The organism is Paraburkholderia sp. EG286B, from assembly GCF_040965655.1.
GTDB lineage: Bacteria > Pseudomonadota > Gammaproteobacteria > Burkholderiales > Burkholderiaceae > Paraburkholderia.
Genome location: NZ_JBFRCF010000008.1, coordinates 172,757 through 189,045 on the forward strand (window position 1 = coordinate 172,757; position 16,289 = coordinate 189,045).

The following is a 16,289-nucleotide window of genomic DNA, read 5'->3' on the forward strand; positions in this document are numbered from 1 at the left end:
ACCAAACTGCGATGAACCAGCCGCCACTGCCCGTCACCGTGCTCTCGGGTTTTCTGGGCGCGGGCAAGACCACGCTGCTCAACCATATCCTGTCGAACCGCGCGGGCCTGCGCGTGGCGGTGATCGTCAACGACCTCGCCTCGGTGAACATCGACGCCGCGCTCGTGCGCGACGCCTCGGCGCTCTCGCGCGTGGGAGAGCGCGTGGTCGAAATGTCGAACGGCTGCATCTGCTGCACGCTGCGCGACGACCTGCTCACCGGGATCCAGCGCCTCGCCGACCCGGCGCGCGCCGGCCAGCGCTTCGACGCCATCGTGATCGAATCGACCGGCGTGGCCGAGCCGATGCCGATCGCGGAAACCTTCACGTTCGCCGGCGACGACGGCGTCGCGCTCGACGAATTCGCGCGTCTCGACACAATGGTCACCGTCGTCGACGCATTCAACTTCCTGCGCGACTACGCGAGCCCCGACCAACTCGCGCAGCGCGGCGTGGCAGCGAGCGAGGAAGACGACCGCGCGATCGTGGAACTGCTCGTCGATCAGGTGGAGTTCTGCGACGTGCTCGTGCTCAACAAGGCCGACCTCGTAAGCGACGACGAACTCGCACGCCTGCAGCACATTCTCGCGCGCATCAATCCGCGCGCGGTGCAGGTGGTGAGCCGCTTCGGCAACGTGCCGCTCGAGGAGGTGATCAACACCGGCCGCTTCGATTTCGATGCGGCGTCGAGCGCGCCGGGCTGGCTCGCGTCGCTGCACGACCATGACCATTGCGATGACCCGGCGCATTGCCACGATCCGGCGCATACGCATGCGCCGCGCAACGAAGCCGACGAGTACGGCATCAGCAACTTCGTTTATCGTGCGCGCCGCCCGTTTCATCCCGAGCGCTTCTGGGCCCTGCTCAACCAGGAATGGAAGGGCGTGCTGCGCTCGAAGGGCTTCTTCTGGCTCGCCACGCGCAACGAGGTAACGGGCACGCTCTCGCAGGCGGGCGGCGTATGTCGTCACGGCCCCGCGGGCACGTGGTGGGCGGCACTGCCGCGCGAGGAATGGCCGCAGGACGCCGAACTCGAAAAGGAAATCGCCGCCGACTGGCAAGGCGATCTCGACGACCCCAGCGTCGGCGACCGCCGTCAGGAGCTGGTGATGATCGGCGTGGATCTCGACCGCGATGCATGGCGCGCGAAGCTCGATGCGTGCCTTCTCAACGATGCGGAATACGCGGCAGGTCCCGAAGCCTGGCTGGGCTACGCCGACCCGTTCCCGTCCTGGGAGCTCGACGACGACGATCACGATCATGATCACGGCGATCACGACGAAATCGTCCACCGTCCGAACTGAGCCAAACGACGCGCTCAACGAACAACGGCGCCGCAAAAATGCGGCGCCGTTTGCTTTTGCGCGCGCGATGCATGAGGCTCGCAGGCGAAAAAAAACCCGCCAGGGGCGGGTGTCAACTTAAAGCGGCAATGCCTTAGCGCTTGTTGACGGCGTCCTTGAACGCCTTGCCAGCCGTGAACTTGACGGTCTTGGCAGCGGGAATCTTGATGGTTTCGCCGGTCTTCGGGTTACGGCCCGTACGGGCTGCGCGCTTGCCCGAACCGAAGCTGCCGAAGCCGATCAGCTGAACCGCGTCACCCTTCGACACAGCCTTCTTGACCACTTCGAGGAGCGTGTCCAGCGTCTCGCCGGTTTGTGCCTTGCTAGCGCCCGTCTGTGCTGCGACGGCGTCGATCAGTTCCTGTTTATTCATTGAGAAGTTCCTTTCTGTGTTTAGGTTGACACGAACAGCGCGAACGCGCCGATTATACGGACGCGTGCCGCGCCGTCGAGCAGCGACGGACCCGGAGCACCCCGGCGTTTTCGCGTTGCGGCGACTAGCGTGTGTCTGCTGCCGCAACGTCCGTGCTGCCGCTTCCCTGGGCGGCGCTTGCTATGATAGCGCAGCGCAAACCCAATAACGACAAGGGTTTCGAAGATTTCGCGCGGGACATGCGGGTTTTTTGGAGCTTGTAGACCTTTTTCGGGTGTCCACCCCCGCAAATCCCTACGTCTGCGACGTTTTTCCCGCCGCAGGCGTTGCGCCGCGCCAACGCAGCATGCGCGCAAACGCCGGCCCGGCAAGCGTTTGCGGCGACGCGATCCGCCTTCGCCACACGCTTTTTGCAGCCTCGCTGCTTGCCCGTTTTCTCCTCACCTCTGGCTTCGCGTTCCTCATGACCGCCACCCTGACACCCGCCACGCTCGCTTTCCGGGAAGACGGCACGCCGTTTTCGCCCATCTATGGCGACGTCTATCACAGCGCTGCGGGCGCATTCGCACAGGCTCAAGCCGTCTTTCTGAACGGCAACGCGTTGCCGCAGCGCTGGCAAGACCGGCGGATCTTCACCGTGGTCGAAACCGGCTTCGGCATGGGCGTAAACTTTCTCGCCACGTGGTCGGCATGGCGCGACGACCCGGCGCGCTGCGAACGCCTGCATTTCGTTTCGGTGGAAAAACATCCGTTCGCGCGCAACGACCTGCGAAGCGCACTCGACGCAGTCGTTGCGCACGCACGCGAAGCGCCGCTCGCGCGCGAGCTCGTGAACGCCTGGCCGATGCTCGTGCCGGGCACGCACCGCCTGGAATTCGAGGGCGGGCGCGTCACGCTCACGCTCGTGTTCGGCGACGCGCTCGAGATATTTCCCAAAATGTGGATGCGCGCCGATGCGATCTACCTCGACGGCTTCGCCCCGGCGAAGAATCCCGACCTCTGGTCGCCGGCCATTTTCAAGGCGCTCGCGCGCATCGCCGGCGAGGACGCCACCTTCGCGACCTGGAGCAGTTCGGGCGACGTCAAGCGCGCGCTGCAGCAAAGCGGCTTCGAATACCACAAGGTGGAAGGCTTCAACGGCAAGTGGGCGATGCTGGCCGGACGCTTCGCGCCGCGCTGGCGCGTGCGCCGCTACGAGCCGCCGCTGCCGCTTACGCTGCGCGAGCGGCACGCGGTCGTCGTCGGAGCGGGACTCGCCGGCTGCGCGCTCGTCGAGCGGCTGGCCGTGCGCGGCTGGCGCGTGACGCTCGTCGAACGCAACGCCGCGCCCGCGCTCGAGGCATCGGGCAATCCGGCCGGCGTATTTCATCCGCTGATTTCGCGCGACGACAGCAGCGCGTCGCGCATCACGCGCGCGGGTTTTCTCTATGCGCTGCAACGCTGGGCCGCGCTCGAAGCCGCCGGCCATGCGCCCCGGCGCTCGCACGCCGGCTTGCTCCATCTCGCCACCGACGACGAGTCGCGCGCCGTCGCCGCCGCGCTGGAATCGTTCCGCTATCCCGAAGAATTCGTGCGCGCCGTCACGCGCGAGCAAGCGCAGACACTGGCCGGCGTCGCGCTCAATCAGGGTGGCTGGTTCTATCCGCAGGGCGGCGCGATCGACCCGGCAACCCTCTGCCGCGCCCAATGCGCCTTCGCCGCCGCGTTGCCCGGCGCCAAGGTCGAGACACGTTTCGGTGTGCGTATCGGTCACATTGCGCGCGCCGCCGAACGCGAATCCAACGAATGGCAGGTGTTCGACGACGCCGGTCGGCTCGTCGCCCGGGCAGCCGCGGTGATCTTCGCCAACGCCCAGGACGCTTCGCGCGCCGCCGCGCTCGCGCACGCGCCCACCCGCATCGTGCGCGGTCAGCTCACGCTCGTCGATCCCAGCCCGCTCGCGAACCTGCGCGTACCCGTGATCGGCGATGGCTATGCGGTGCCGCTCGACGGCGGCGTCACGCTCGCGGGCGCCACCTACGAAGTCGACGACGCCGACCACGCGCTGCGCGCCGCGGGCCATTCCGAGAACATCGAACGCGTCGCGCACATGCTCCCTGAGCTTGCCGCGGCCCAAAGCGCAGGCGAGCGCGATTTCGCGGGCCGCGTGGCGTTCCGCTGCGTCACCAGCGACCGCATGCCGATGCTCGGCCCGCTCGCCGACGAAGACGCCGCCCGCCGCGACGCGCAGCGTCTGGCCGGTGCGTGGCCGCTCGACCTGCCGCGCGCAAGCGGCCTCTACGGCGCGTATGCGTTTGGCTCGCGCGGGCTCGTCTGGGCGGGGCTGGGGGCGGAGCTGGTCGCATCGCAGCTGGAGGGCGAGCCGTGGCCTCTGGAGCGGGAACTCGCGGACCAGCTGGATCCGGCGCGCTTCCTGCAGCGCGCCTTGCGCCAGCGCAGTCTTTGAGGGCCCTACACGGAAAAAAGAGCCTCCAGGTTATCCACGCAAATCTGTGGATAACCGCGCGAATTGGCAGCGAATCGAGTGTGGACGCGGTGTGGACGTAAACGGGGTAACTCGGCACGCCCCGCTCCAGGCCCAAAAGTTACTCTTCGAAGTGCGCATGGACCGCACATGCTTTGCGTGCGGTTGTACGAGCGGCAACTCGCGGATTCCTTTCGGTAAACCCCGGTTATCCACAGGAAATCCAGGCCCTTGTTAACTTCTACTACGTATACATACGGTAAACAGTAAACCCCAAGCTAGCGCCATCGCTGCCGACAAAGACTATCCAGCCGGAGCTTGAAAACCCAGACGAAAGCCGGCCGCCGATGCGGTCATTTTTTCCGCATACGTCGCCAAAAGCGCACAATACGGACGCTATTACCGTCTTTGTCGATGCTTTCGAAGAGGTGGGGACAATTGCAAAAAAGCTATGGCACAATCGCCGTTCTTTCCGCGTCAAATGCCGCATCAGACGGTCGACGCATCCAAGGAACGGTTGCCCCTCATCCTGAATCTGAGTGCTCAGGGTAGACGGCAGCGTTCTTCATCCAACGCGGGCGCAGCCACACCACACGCAACGCGCCCGTACCGGCTGTTCGCCGCACCGTCATGTGCCGGCTGCTTTGTCGCAGCGTTTTGCCGCACGGTTTGTCCGCACTCGCCGCAGGAAGCGCCTGGTCGCGCCGGCTCGCCCAATCGTCATATCGTCGGGCCAGCCGGCTGCATGGATTGGTGCGCCAGGCAGGCAGACAACGGACGGGGAGTAGAGGTGTCGTTCGCCTCGTGCGGCACGCGGCTTGCCTGTTAGCCAGTCGTATGTCGAACTAACGTCGGACAGCCGGATTCGATCCCACGCAAGAAGTCGTTGCCAAGGAGAAGCCACCACGATGAAGTCGGCGTTTTCGTTTTTTCCCGCCTGGCCGTTGCAGCTCGACGGAATTTTCTGGGCCGGGCTCGCGCTGCTCGCCGCCGGTTTGTGCGGCGAGCTTTGTTATCGGGCGTGGCGCTTGCCGCGGATCTCGGGCTATGGGGTGATCGGGCTCATTGCCGGATCGGCCGGGTTCGGCGTGATCGACGCCGATGTCGGCACGGCCGCGCGGCCGCTGCTCGATGTCGCGCTCGGCCTGCTGCTGTTCGAACTGGGCAGCCGTCTCGACCTGCGCTGGATCCGCCGCAATCCCTGGCTCATCCTGTCGAGCCTTGCCGAGTCCTCGCTCACCTTCGTGCTCGTGCTCGCGGTGCTGCTGTTCCTTTCCGTACCGACGATGATCGCGCTCGTCGTGTCGGCGATCGCCATGGCGACGTCGCCTGCCATGGTGATCCAGCTCAAGACGGAGCTGCGCGCAGAAGGCCAGGTCACGCAGCGCCTGCTCACGCTCACGGCGCTCAACAGCATGTATGCGGTGATCGTCGAAAAGCTCGCCTCGACCTGGCTGCATCAGGAGATGTACGGCAACGTGTTCGCGACGATCCTGCAGCCGCTTTATCTGCTGATCGGCTCGCTGATTCTCGCGTTCGTGCTCGCCCGCGCATGCACGCTGTTTTACCGCCGCCTGAGCCCGCAGGACGAGCACTCGTTCGTCGCACTCTTCGGCCTCGTGCTGCTCGCGATCGCCATCGCGCACCTGCTCAAGCTCTCGACGATCCTGAGCCTGCTCGCCGCCGGCATCATCGTGAAGAATCTGGAGCCGCGCCCGCAGCTGTGGCCGCAGCATTTCGGCACGGCCGGATGGCTGCTCACGGTGATTCTGTTCGTGCTCACGCTCACCACCTTCGAGTGGCACGACATTCTCGTGGGCGGCGTGGCGGCGGCGGGGCTGATCGTCGCGCGTCTCGCGGCCAAGCTCGTCGGCGTGCTGATGTTCGCCAAGCCGAGCGGGCTGCACTGGAAGCAGGGGGTAGCGCTCGGCCTCGCCTTGACGCCCATGTCGGCGCTCGCGCTGCTGCTCGTCGAGGACACCTACGAGCTCTATCCGACCTTCGATCCGCGCCTGCGCGCGATCATTCTGTGCTCGATCGTCGTGCTGCAGCTCTTCGGACCCTGGGTGGTCTACCGCGCGCTTGCGCTCGTCGGCGAACGCGGCGAAAAATGAATCTCGCGGCGCGCGCGGCCGGCGGCTTGCGCGCGACGCCCCGAAGGAAACGCCATGTCACTTGAAACGTTTGTCGATTCGAAGCCGTTCACGTTCGGCGTCGAACTCGAAATGCAGATCGTCAACACGCACGACTACGATCTGACCAAGGCGGGGAGCGACCTCATGCGCCTCGTCAAAGATCAGGAGATTCCGGGCAATATCACGCCCGAAATCACCGAAAGCATGATCGAACTCTCCACCGGCATCTGCACGAATCACGAGCAGGCCGTGGCCGATCTGCGCAGGATTCGCGACGTGCTCGTCAGCGCGGCCGATCGTCTCAACGTCGGTCTGTGCGGCGGCGGCACCCACGCGTTCCAGCAATGGAGCGACCGGCGCATCGTCGATACGCCGCGCTTTCAGTATCTGTCCGAGCTGTACGGCTACCTGGCGAAGCAGTTCACGGTGTTCGGCCAGCACGTGCATATCGGCTGCCCCGATGCGGACAGCGCGCTCTTTCTGCTGCACTCGCTTTCGCGCTTCATCCCGCATTTCATCGCGCTCTCGGCGTCGTCGCCCTATGTACAGGGCGTGGACACCGGATTTCATTCGGCACGACTGAATTCCGTGTTCGCGTTTCCGCTGTCGGGCCGCGCGCCGTTCGTGCTGAGCTGGGAGGAGTTCAAGGAGTACTTCTCGAAGATGGTGCACACGGGCGTTGTCAACAGCATGAAAGACTTCTACTGGGACATCCGCCCGAAACCGGGCTTCGGCACGATCGAGGTGCGCGTGATGGACACGCCGCTTTCGGTGGAGCGCGCCGCCGCGATCGCCTGCTACATCCAGACGCTCGCGCGCCATCTGCTCACCGATCGGCCGATCGCGCCGCTCGAGGACGACTACCTCGTCTACACGTTCAACCGCTTCCAGGCGTGCCGCTTCGGCTTGGCCGGCACCTGCGTGAATCCGCAAACGGGCGAGCGCCGCACGATTTCTGAAGACATACTCGAAACGCTGGACCGGATCGCGCCGCACGGCGAGGTGCTCGGCTCGACGCGCGCACTCACCGAAATCGGCACGATCGCCCGTGCGCAGAACAACGACGCCACGTGGCTGCGCAGCGTGGTGGCCGAGGAAAAATCGCTGCACGAAGCGGTGCGCCAGCAGTGCCTGCGCTGGCGCGCCTGACGGGAATCGTAAGAGGGAGCCGGCGGACACACAGGACCACTGACCGATTTTCGCGGGGTGCCGGATGCGCCCCGCGCCGGCAAAGCAGGATGCGAGGGCAGCTTTCGGGCTGCCCTTCGTGCTTTCAGGGACCGGAAAACGGGTAAGAGCTGTTAAAAGCGGGCCAAAAACGGGTCGCGTTGGTTCCGCACGCCACTTTTTTCGAGGTGGACGAAAATTTTTTTACCGGCTTCGAGGTACCTGGGGGTTCTTATTTTTTTTGACCTGGGTCCCGACATGGTCCATATTCAAGAACGAATGGCCCAGGCCGTTGTGGGTAACCTTCGTTTTCCCTGCAAACTCAATGGACTACGTAATGATTGGTTAGTCACAATCGGGCAGATTCCAGTTGCGTTCGGGACAGAAATCCGCGATAACCTGCATGGGTCACGGGGCGGTGGCGGCGAGCAGCGCGGAACCTGTACACAAGGCAATAGCCTGCTTATCAACGGGTTATCCACAATTCGCGCTGGATAAGTTAGCTGTGCGATTTGCCGCTCTCGCATAGAATGTCGGTTTGCTGCACTGGCGTCGGGACTTGAAGGATGTTTCCGGGGCCAGCGGCAAGAAACATGACAGTGCAACGCGTACGATGGCGTACGCGAAGCAGGAATTTTTTGAGATGGTGCGGCGCTCGGGGAACCGGGCGCCAGCGTTCCCACAGGCCGTCGGTCAAAGCGGCGGCTGACGATGCAGCGCAAGCTGCCAATAACCAGCGAAAGACTATGAGCGAAGGCGTATACGGAGAGCAGGCAGCCGGGCGGGTGACCCATAGCCTGCTGCGACTGAGCACGGCAATGCGGAGCCAGGCGTGGGACTGGGCCGAAGGGGCAGGACTCACGCCTACCCAGGGCGAAATTCTCGTGCTGCTGATGCAGCGAAAGGGGCCGATGCGCCTCGGCGAGATCGCGCGTGAAACGGCCCTCACGGCCGCGACCACCAGCGATGCGGTGAGCACGCTCGAAACCAAGGGGCTGGTCGAAAAGCGCCGTGCGCTCGACGACGGCCGCGCACTCGCGGTGCGTCTCACGTCGCGCGGCCGCACGGCGGCGAAAAAGGCCTCGCAGTGGCCCGACTTCCTGTCGAAGGCGGTCGGCACGCTGAAGGCGGACGAGCAGTCCACGCTTTATCGCACGCTGCTCAAGACGGTTTTTCTGCTCGAAGCGCAGGAAACCAGCCCGCAGCACCGCATGTGCCTGACCTGCTCGCATTTCGAGCCGAGCAAGAACCCGAAGAAGACGCCGCATCACTGCCAGCTGCTGAACATCAACATGGCTGACACGGATCTGCGTCTCGATTGCTCGGTCTACGAACAGGCCGACGTGACGACCCAGAAGAAAAACTGGAAGATCTTCGCGGTGTAAGGCCGAAGCCGCGCCGCCGCCCCCATGCGGGCGGCGCGCGTCATGCATGTAATGCACGGTAATGCAAAGCAGCGCGCGGTCGTTGGCGTGCCGACGTTGCGTGCTGACTTTGCGTGTATCAAACGCGTGCGTGGCAATTTGTGTAGTTCTCGCAAGTATTGGCCATACGTTTTTTGTCACGACCGCTGGCGCAAACGTTCGCACGCGCAGTGAAAGAGCGGTGACGTGCATGCCGTCCACAGCCGACCCGGGAATTTGCCGATGAATCGCGAAGTATTGGCTGTGCGCCATGTCTATTTCGAGGACCTCGGCAGCTTCGAGCGCGTGCTCGGCGACCGCGGCCGCCCCGTGCGCTACGTCGACGTCGGCTTCGCCCGTGTCGGCGCGCTCAATCCGCTGTCGGCGTCGCTCATGGTCGTGCTCGGCGGCCCGATCAACGCGTGCGACGATGCGCGCTATCCCACACTCGTTCCCCTTGCCGCGATGATCGAAAAGCGCATCGCGGCGGGTCTGCCTACGCTCGGCATCTGCCTCGGCGCGCAGCTCATTGCGCGCGTGCTCGGCGCTCGCGTGTATGCGGGGCCCCAGCCCGAGATCGGCTGGACGCCGCTCACGCTCACCGACGCCGGCCGCGCCTCGCCGCTGCAGCACCTCGACGGCGCGGCGACCTCCATGCTGCACTGGCATGGCGATACCTTCGATCTGCCGCAGGGCGCGACGCGCCTCGCTTCCACGCCGCTCTGCGAGAACCAGGCGTTTTCGTGGGGCGACAATGTGCTCGGCCTGCAGTGCCACCCGGAAGTGCGCGCCGACCGCTTCGAGCCCTGGCTGATCGGTCATGCCGCGGAAATCGCCGGCGCGGGCGTGGACGTGAACGCGCTGCGCGACGACACGGCGCGCCACGGGCCGCTCCTCGAAGCGCAGGCGAGCCGCATGTTCGGCGAATGGCTCGATGCCGTCGACGCACAGATGGCCGCGCGCCAACCCTGACCCGCGCCTGAACCCGGCTTGATCCACTTCGCGCCGGCGCACGCCGCGCAGGCGTCGTGTTCCCTGTCGAACGCGTGAAAAAAGCGCGTGCTATTCTCGGACGCTTCTGCCAACCGTCCGTGGACCTCCCATGAGCAAGCTCTTCACTCCGCTCGAACTGCGTGGCGTGACGCTCCCCAATCGCATCGTCGTTTCGCCGATGTGCCAGTACTCCGCCGAGCGCGGCGAAGCCAACGACTGGCACATGATCCATCTCGGCCACCTCGCGCTTTCGGGCGCGGCGATGCTCTGCATCGAAGCGACGGCGGTCGAGCCGGACGGCCGCATCACGCCGGGCTGTCTCGGCCTGTGGGACGACGTGACCGAAGCCGCGCTCGAGCCCGTGATCGCCGCGATCCGCCGCCATTCGCCTGTCCGCATCGCGATGCAGATCTCGCACGCGGGGCGCAAGGCGTCGAGTCATGTGCCCTGGGAGGGCGGCCAGCTGATTCCGGTCGCCGACGGCGGGTGGCTGCCGCATGCGCCTTCGGCGCTCGCGCACAAGGAAGGCGAGGCGCCGCCGCTGGCACTCGACGTCGCGGGTCTGAATCGCGTGCGCGATGCGTTCGTGGCCACGGCGCGCCGCGCGGCGCGTCTGGGCATCGACGCCCTCGAAATCCACGCGGCGCACGGCTATTTGCTGCACCAGTTTCTCTCGCCGATCGCGAACCAGCGCAGCGACGAGTACGGCGGCTCGCGCGAAAACCGCATGCGCTTTCCGCTCGAAGTGTTCGACGCCGTGCGTGCCGAATTTCCGGCCGATCGCCCGATTGGCGTGCGCGTTTCGGCAACGGATTGGGTCGATGGCGGCTGGACGCCGGAGGACACCGTCGTCTTCGCGCAGGCGCTCAAGGCGCGCGGCGCGGACTGGATCGACGTGTCGTCGGGGGGCGTGTCGCCGCTGCAGAAGATTCCGCTCGAACCCGGCTATCAAGTGCCGTTCGCACGCAAGGTGAAGGCCGAAACCGGCATGACGACGATTGCCGTGGGCCTCATCACCGACGCCTTGCAGGCCAACCAGATCATCGAAGACGGCGAAGCCGACATGATCGCGATGGCGCGCGCGATGCTCTACGATCCGCGCTGGCCGTGGCACGCCGCGGCGCAGCTCGGCGCGAGCGTGAGCGCGCCGCCGCAATACTGGCGCTCGCAACCGCGCGAGTTGAAGAAGCTGTTCGGCGAGACGACGCTCGGCCAGCGCTGAAACACATGGCGCGTGGCGGTTTCTCACGGCGCATATGGGTTGAACGAAAGAGGCGCGAGCGTGTACGATGCCGTCTGTGGCGCGCCGGGCGTCGCATGAGCGCGGCGCCCAATCGGCGCCGCGTTTGCGTACGGAGCGCGACGAGCCAGGGCGCGAGGTTTGATGCAAGGGCCGATGCAAGGCCAGGCAGACCGCCAGGCACGGCTTCATGAGAGAGCCGCAGGCGGCGCGCGGGAGGACATGTTCCGCGCCGCCTGTCATGGCCGGGACAGTCTCCCCCAGTACTTCACAAGGATTCATTCAATGAGTGAACGCAGGATCGTCGTGCGCCAGTCGGGCGTGCACGGCAAGGGCGTGTTTGCGGCGGTCCCCATTGCGACCGGCGAACGACTGATCGAATACAAGGGCGAGCGCATCTCCTGGAAGGAAGCGTTGCGGCGTCATCCGCATAATCCTGCCGAACCGAATCACACGTTCTATTTCGCGCTCGACGACGGCGACGTGATCGACGGCAAGGTGAAGGGCAACAGCGCGCGCTGGATCAATCATTCGTGCGCGCCGAACTGCGAAGCCGAGGAAATCGACGGACACGTCTATATCCACGCGCTGCGCGATATCCCGGAGGGCGAGGAGCTTTTCTACGACTACGGCCTCGTGATCGACGCGAAGCAGACGAAGAAGCTCAAGCGCGAATACGAATGCCGTTGCGGCGCCCGCAAGTGCCGCGGCACGATGCTCGCGCCGCCCGACGACGACAAGTCTGCGAAGGGCGCGAAAGCGTCGAAAGGCAAGAGCAAAAAGAAGAAGTAAGCGGCGCGGCGCGCGTCGCACCGTATCAAGCACAAGGGCCGCATGAGCGGCCCTTGTCGTTTTCCCGGCACCTGCAGCGTCAGAGATCGACGCTCGCCTGGTGGCTCGGTTTGTTCTCGCGCGGCGGCTCGCCGGCCTCGTCCGTACGCAGATTTGCGGCCTCGAGCGCGGCGGCCTCCTTGCTGTCCTTGCGGTCTTTGGCGTCCTTGCCGCCAGGCGCGCCGCGATGCGCGAGCGGCACGCGCACGATGAAGCGCGCGCCGCCTTCCGGCGCGTCTTCGTAATGCACGCTGCCCCGATGCAGCGTCATGATGTCGTGGACGATCGCGAGGCCCAGGCCCGCGCCGCTATCGACACCGCTTTCGCTCTGGCCGTCGCCGCGGAAGAAGCGCTTGAAGAGATCCGCCTGCTGCGAAGCGGGCACGCCGCCGCCGTTGTCTTCCACGACGATCTCGGCCATCGGCATGCCTTCCGCGGAGGACTGCGAAACGGTGACGGTGATGCGCGCGCCTTCGAGACGCGCGGGCGGCAAATACTTGAGCGCGTTGTCGAGCAGATTCGCGATGACCTCGTGCAGCAGCACGGGGTTGCCGCGCACCATCAGCGGCGTGTCGTTTTCGGGGTCGTCGAGGCGCTGGAAGCCGAGATCGACGTGGCTCGCCAGCGCCCGCGGCACCCACTCGGCGCCCGTCTCGAAGGCGAGCGCGGCCATGTCGATATCGACGAAGCGCGCGGCCTGTTCACCCGGCTCCGCGCGCGCGAGCGAGAGCAGCTGGTTGGACAGACGCACCGCGCGATCGGCGGCCGCCCGCAGTTCGCGCACCGCGTCGGTGACCTTCTGTGGCTCGCGTGCGTTCACGGCCTGCTCGGCGTGCAGCTTCACCGCGGTGAGCGGCGTACGCAGCTGATGGGCGGCGTCGGCGATGAACTTGCGCTGCGCGTCGAGCGCGGTCTTCAGGCGGCCGAGCAGCGCGTTCAGCGCGCCCGTGAGCGGACGGATCTCGACCGGCACGTAGGTCTCGTCCACGGGTTCGAGCGACGTGTGCGTCTGGCGGTTGAGCGAGTCGGCGAGCGCGGTGAGCGGGTTGAGCTGCTGGTTGACCACGCGCCACACGATGACCCAGCCGGCGAGCAGCAGGAGCAGCAACGGCATCATGATCGCGACGAGAAATTCGGCTGCGATGCGAAAGCGATGATGCACCGGCTGACCGACTTCCACGACGATCGGATTGCCGTGCGCTTGCGGCACGCGCACCTGGGCGACGCGCACGGTTACGCCCTGATAGATCGTTTCGAACACGTACGCGTAGTGCATGCGGCGCACGTTGGTGCCCTGCAGCGGCAGGTCATGGTCGCCCGCGATCTCCGTTTCGCCGTTGCTGATGCGATAGACGAGGTGCTCGACGGGGTCGGAAAACATCGCCTGCGCGAGCGGCGGGACGGTATTGGCGGCATCGTCGCCGGCGATCTGGATCTGGCGGGAAATGGCCGTGGCGAGGTCGGCGAGCGAGCGGTCGACCACGTGCTGCGTGTACTGCCAGGCGAGCCAATAGGCGATCAGGCCGCTCATCAGCGCGAGGAGCGAAAGCGGGGCGGCGAGGCGCCGTAACAGCGTGCGCCGCAGGCTCGTTGCGGCCGGTGAGGACATGATGGCTTCGGGGCGAATGATGAATCGTGGGTGCGGCGGCGTGCGCGGCACGGGACCGATCCATTGTACGCGGGCCGCGGGCGTGGCGGCTGAAGTGCCAGTGAGACGCCAAAGCCGGCGCCATCAAGCGCAAACGGCGGCGGATTGCTCCGCCGCCGCTGGCTGGCCCGGAAAGCGAGGCGGATCAGGCCGCCTGGCGGATTTCCTGCAGCAGATAGCCGAAGCCGCGCACCGTGACGATCTCGACACGGCAGTTCTCGAGCTTCTTGCGCACGCGGTGCACGTAGACTTCGATCGCGGTGTCGCCGAGGTCGCCGCCGAAGTGCGTGAGGTGGTCCTGCAGTTGCGCCTTGCTCACGACGCGGCCGTGCCGCAGCAGCAGCATTTCGAGCACGGCGAATTCACGCGGCGAGAGTTCGAGCGGCTTGTCGTCGTTGAAGATGCGGCGATCGACGCCCGACAGGCGCACGCCGCCGAGCGACACTTCGGGGCGCGGCACGTCGCCGTGCGGGCCGCTGCGGCGCATCACGGCGCGAATGCGCGCTTCGAGCTCGGCCGGTTCGAACGGCTTGAGCATGTAGTCGTCGGCGCCGGAATTCAGGCCCTGGACGCGGTCGTTCAGTTCGTCGCGCGCGGTGAGCACGATGACGGGCGTATGCCGGTTGCTTTGGCGAAAGCGCGAAAGCAGCGTCATGCCGTCGATGCCCGGCAGCCCCAGATCGAGGATCACGAGCTCATGGCGATTTTGCGTGAGGGCCTGTTCGGCGAAGATGCCGTCGTGGACCATGTCGACCGTAAAGCCGGCTTGTTCGAGGCTGGACTGGATGCCGCGTGCGATAGGGCGGTCGTCTTCGATCAGAAGGAGTCGCATGGGATTCGCTCAAGTACAATGGGTTTAGCGTTCAGGCACGCAGTTCGCGAAGCGTCGCTTGCTGGCCTCGAGGCACAGCCCGACGGTTGCGCGATCACGATCCACATGTCCGATATTTCGATCACCGAACTCGAAGCCGCGATCAACTTCTGGCGCAACCGCTCGCCTTCGATTGGCGATGAACTCGCGTTGTGCCAGGAGGCGAGTGCGCTCTCCAAGCCTTATGCGCTGCTGATTGTACAGCGTCAGAACACCATATCACCGGAACGTTTAGACCCGATTGCCCGCGCTGCCTGGGAGTCTTACGTATCCATCAAGAATAGCCTTCAAAGCTGAAGGTTTGAAGGCCCGGTACCCTGCATTATGCTTTCACGGCGCGCTGTGCGCTCGTTGTGTGCATTCGCCGTGCGCACAGCGTACCCATGCTTAGTACCGCTGCTTATGCGCTGAGCGGCCCCGGCGCGATCGAGTCGATGAAGCGCGCGAGTTCGATGTCGCGCGACGTGAGGCCGTCGGCTTCGTGGGTGGAAAGCGTGATCTCCACACGGTTGTAGACATTGAACCACTCGGGGTGATGGTTCATTTCCTGCGCCTTGATGGCGACGCGTGTCATGAAGCCGAACGCTTCGTTGAAGTCGGCGAAGCGGAAATGGCGCTGGATCGCATCGCGGCCGGCGACGGCCTGCCAGCCGCGCAGGTCGGCGAGTTCGGATGCGCGCTCTTCGGATGTGAGTCGGTTGATCATCATTGCACCTGTATTGAGCTTGAGGCCGGGCGTGCGCCGTGAGCCGATCAGCCATTTTTTCACGTCTGGGGCACGCGTGCGAGCGCTCGCATCAAGGAACGCGCGCTTACTGCGGCGCAAAGCCCGCGTGTCGGTCAGACGTCGCCGTCGTCGAGCCAGCCCTCGCGCGTGCCGCGCGTGAGGATCGTGTCGCTGTGCAGCACGTCGCCTGCAGCGTGAGGCTGCGCCGCGATGAGCGCCGCCGGATCAGCCAGACGCGCAGCAATGCCCGCGCCCAGCGCGTCGAAAAGCTGGGCGAACGAATCGATCACGAAGTAGGTCTTCTGGAACGTGTCGATGCGATAGCGCGTGCGCAGCACGCGGTCGAGGTCGAACCCAAGCCGGTTGGGCGCCGGGCTCTCCACGCTGTAGAGCGTTTCGCCCTTGCTCGAGACGATGCCGGCGCCGTAGATCTTCACGCCGTTGGGGGCGCTCGCGTCGTGCATCAGGCCGAACTCCACCGTGTACCAGTAGAGCCGCGCGAGCAACGGCAACGCGCGTTCCTCGACGGCGAGCGCGGCGCGCCCGTAGGCGTGAATCGCATCGGCGAAAGTGGGGTCGGTGAGCAACGGGACATGGCCGAACAGGTCGTGAAAACAGTCGGGCTCCTCCAGATAGTCGAGCTGATCGGGATGGCGCATCCACCAGGTGACCGGAAAGCGCCGGTTCGCCAGGTGCTCGAAGAAAATGCGCTCGGGCACGAGGCCCGGTACGGCCACGATGCGCCATCCGGTTGCGGCCATCAGGCGCTCGCTCACCTGCGCGAAGGACGGAACGTGGGCAACATTCAGGCCGATGCGCAACGCCCCTTCCAGGAAGGCTTTGCAGGCGCGGCCTTCGAGCAGGGCGCGCTGGCGCCGGTAGAGCTGGTCCCAGACGGCGTGATCGGCCGCGCCGTAGCGCTCGAGCGGCTGGTCGAGCGTGAAATCGGGACGGGTGGTGAGACCCGCGTCGAACTGCTCCTGCAGTTTCGCGGTGGCGGCGGCCATGTTCGTAACGCTCCACTAAAAAGGCTTGCTGTCATGCAAGTCTAGAGC

At 65.4% G+C, this 16,289-nt stretch carries 14 protein-coding genes; 9 read left to right on the plus strand and 5 right to left on the minus strand.

The window, feature by feature from the left end; translation table 11 throughout:
• Positions 1-11 precede the first annotated feature (11 nt).
• Complete coding sequence (locus tag AB4Y42_RS19270; RefSeq protein WP_368689504.1) at positions 12-1,343, plus strand: GTP-binding protein; 1,332 nt, start codon at positions 12-14, stop codon at positions 1,341-1,343.
• A gap of 133 nt (positions 1,344-1,476) precedes the next feature.
• On the opposite strand, the gene AB4Y42_RS19275 is transcribed toward AB4Y42_RS19270, so the two are convergent.
• Complete coding sequence (locus AB4Y42_RS19275; RefSeq protein ID WP_027815965.1) at positions 1,477-1,755, minus strand: HU family DNA-binding protein; 279 nt, start codon at positions 1,753-1,755, stop codon at positions 1,477-1,479.
• Between the two features lie 463 nt (positions 1,756-2,218).
• Here AB4Y42_RS19275 and mnmC point away from each other — a divergent pair, with 463 nt between their 5' ends.
• The 7 genes from mnmC to AB4Y42_RS19310 all read left to right on the plus strand — a co-directional run bounded on the left by mnmC (position 2,219) and on the right by AB4Y42_RS19310 (position 11,949).
• Positions 2,219-4,201 carry a bifunctional tRNA (5-methylaminomethyl-2-thiouridine)(34)-methyltransferase MnmD/FAD-dependent 5-carboxymethylaminomethyl-2-thiouridine(34) oxidoreductase MnmC gene (gene mnmC / locus AB4Y42_RS19280; RefSeq protein ID WP_368695031.1) on the plus strand — a complete coding sequence of 661 codons (1,983 nt, stop codon included), beginning with the start codon at positions 2,219-2,221 and terminating at the stop codon, positions 4,199-4,201.
• A gap of 926 nt (positions 4,202-5,127) precedes the next feature.
• Positions 5,128-6,333: a cation:proton antiporter gene (locus AB4Y42_RS19285; RefSeq protein WP_368689506.1), complete on the plus strand. Its 1,206-nt coding sequence runs from the start codon at positions 5,128-5,130 to the stop codon at positions 6,331-6,333.
• A gap of 54 nt (positions 6,334-6,387) precedes the next feature.
• Positions 6,388-7,503 carry a YbdK family carboxylate-amine ligase gene (locus AB4Y42_RS19290; RefSeq protein ID WP_368689507.1) on the plus strand — a complete coding sequence of 372 codons (1,116 nt, stop codon included), beginning with the start codon at positions 6,388-6,390 and terminating at the stop codon, positions 7,501-7,503.
• A 764-nt stretch (positions 7,504-8,267) separates the two neighbouring features.
• Entirely contained in the window at positions 8,268-8,906 is a 639-nt protein-coding gene (locus AB4Y42_RS19295) for a MarR family winged helix-turn-helix transcriptional regulator (protein ID WP_368695032.1), read from the plus strand.
• Positions 8,907-9,167: 261 nt separating this feature from the next.
• Positions 9,168-9,896, plus strand: a complete 729-nt coding sequence (locus tag AB4Y42_RS19300) for a glutamine amidotransferase (RefSeq protein ID WP_368689509.1) — start codon at positions 9,168-9,170, stop codon at positions 9,894-9,896.
• A gap of 130 nt (positions 9,897-10,026) precedes the next feature.
• Positions 10,027-11,139 (plus strand): NADH:flavin oxidoreductase/NADH oxidase, encoded by a 1,113-nt coding sequence (locus AB4Y42_RS19305; RefSeq protein ID WP_368689510.1) that lies wholly within the window; start codon positions 10,027-10,029, stop codon positions 11,137-11,139.
• A gap of 303 nt (positions 11,140-11,442) precedes the next feature.
• Positions 11,443-11,949 (plus strand): SET domain-containing protein, encoded by a 507-nt coding sequence (locus AB4Y42_RS19310; RefSeq protein ID WP_368689511.1) that lies wholly within the window; start codon positions 11,443-11,445, stop codon positions 11,947-11,949.
• Positions 11,950-12,028: 79 nt separating this feature from the next.
• On the opposite strand, the gene AB4Y42_RS19315 is transcribed toward AB4Y42_RS19310, so the two are convergent.
• Together AB4Y42_RS19315 and AB4Y42_RS19320 are read right to left on the minus strand one after the other, a co-directional pair.
• The gene (locus tag AB4Y42_RS19315; RefSeq protein WP_368689512.1) at positions 12,029-13,597 is read right to left on the minus strand and encodes a sensor histidine kinase; all 1,569 of its coding nucleotides are present in this window, start codon (positions 13,595-13,597) and stop codon (positions 12,029-12,031) included.
• 184 nt (positions 13,598-13,781) lie between these two features.
• On the minus strand, positions 13,782-14,468 hold the full coding sequence (locus tag AB4Y42_RS19320) for a response regulator transcription factor (protein WP_027815974.1): 687 nt from the start codon (positions 14,466-14,468) through the stop codon (positions 13,782-13,784).
• A 105-nt stretch (positions 14,469-14,573) separates the two neighbouring features.
• On the opposite strand from AB4Y42_RS19320, the gene AB4Y42_RS19325 reads away from it, so the two are divergent.
• A complete protein-coding gene (locus AB4Y42_RS19325) occupies positions 14,574-14,804 on the plus strand; it encodes a DUF3717 domain-containing protein (RefSeq protein ID WP_069264749.1) in 231 nt (76 codons plus the stop codon).
• A 103-nt stretch (positions 14,805-14,907) separates the two neighbouring features.
• Here AB4Y42_RS19325 and AB4Y42_RS19330 read toward each other — a convergent pair whose 3' ends face one another.
• Together AB4Y42_RS19330 and phhA are read right to left on the minus strand one after the other, a co-directional pair.
• Entirely contained in the window at positions 14,908-15,261 is a 354-nt protein-coding gene (locus tag AB4Y42_RS19330) for a 4a-hydroxytetrahydrobiopterin dehydratase (RefSeq protein WP_256094713.1), read from the minus strand.
• Between the two features lie 86 nt (positions 15,262-15,347).
• Positions 15,348-16,241: a phenylalanine 4-monooxygenase gene (gene phhA, locus AB4Y42_RS19335; RefSeq protein WP_368695033.1), complete on the minus strand. Its 894-nt coding sequence runs from the start codon at positions 16,239-16,241 to the stop codon at positions 15,348-15,350.
• Positions 16,242-16,289: the final 48 nt, after the last annotated feature.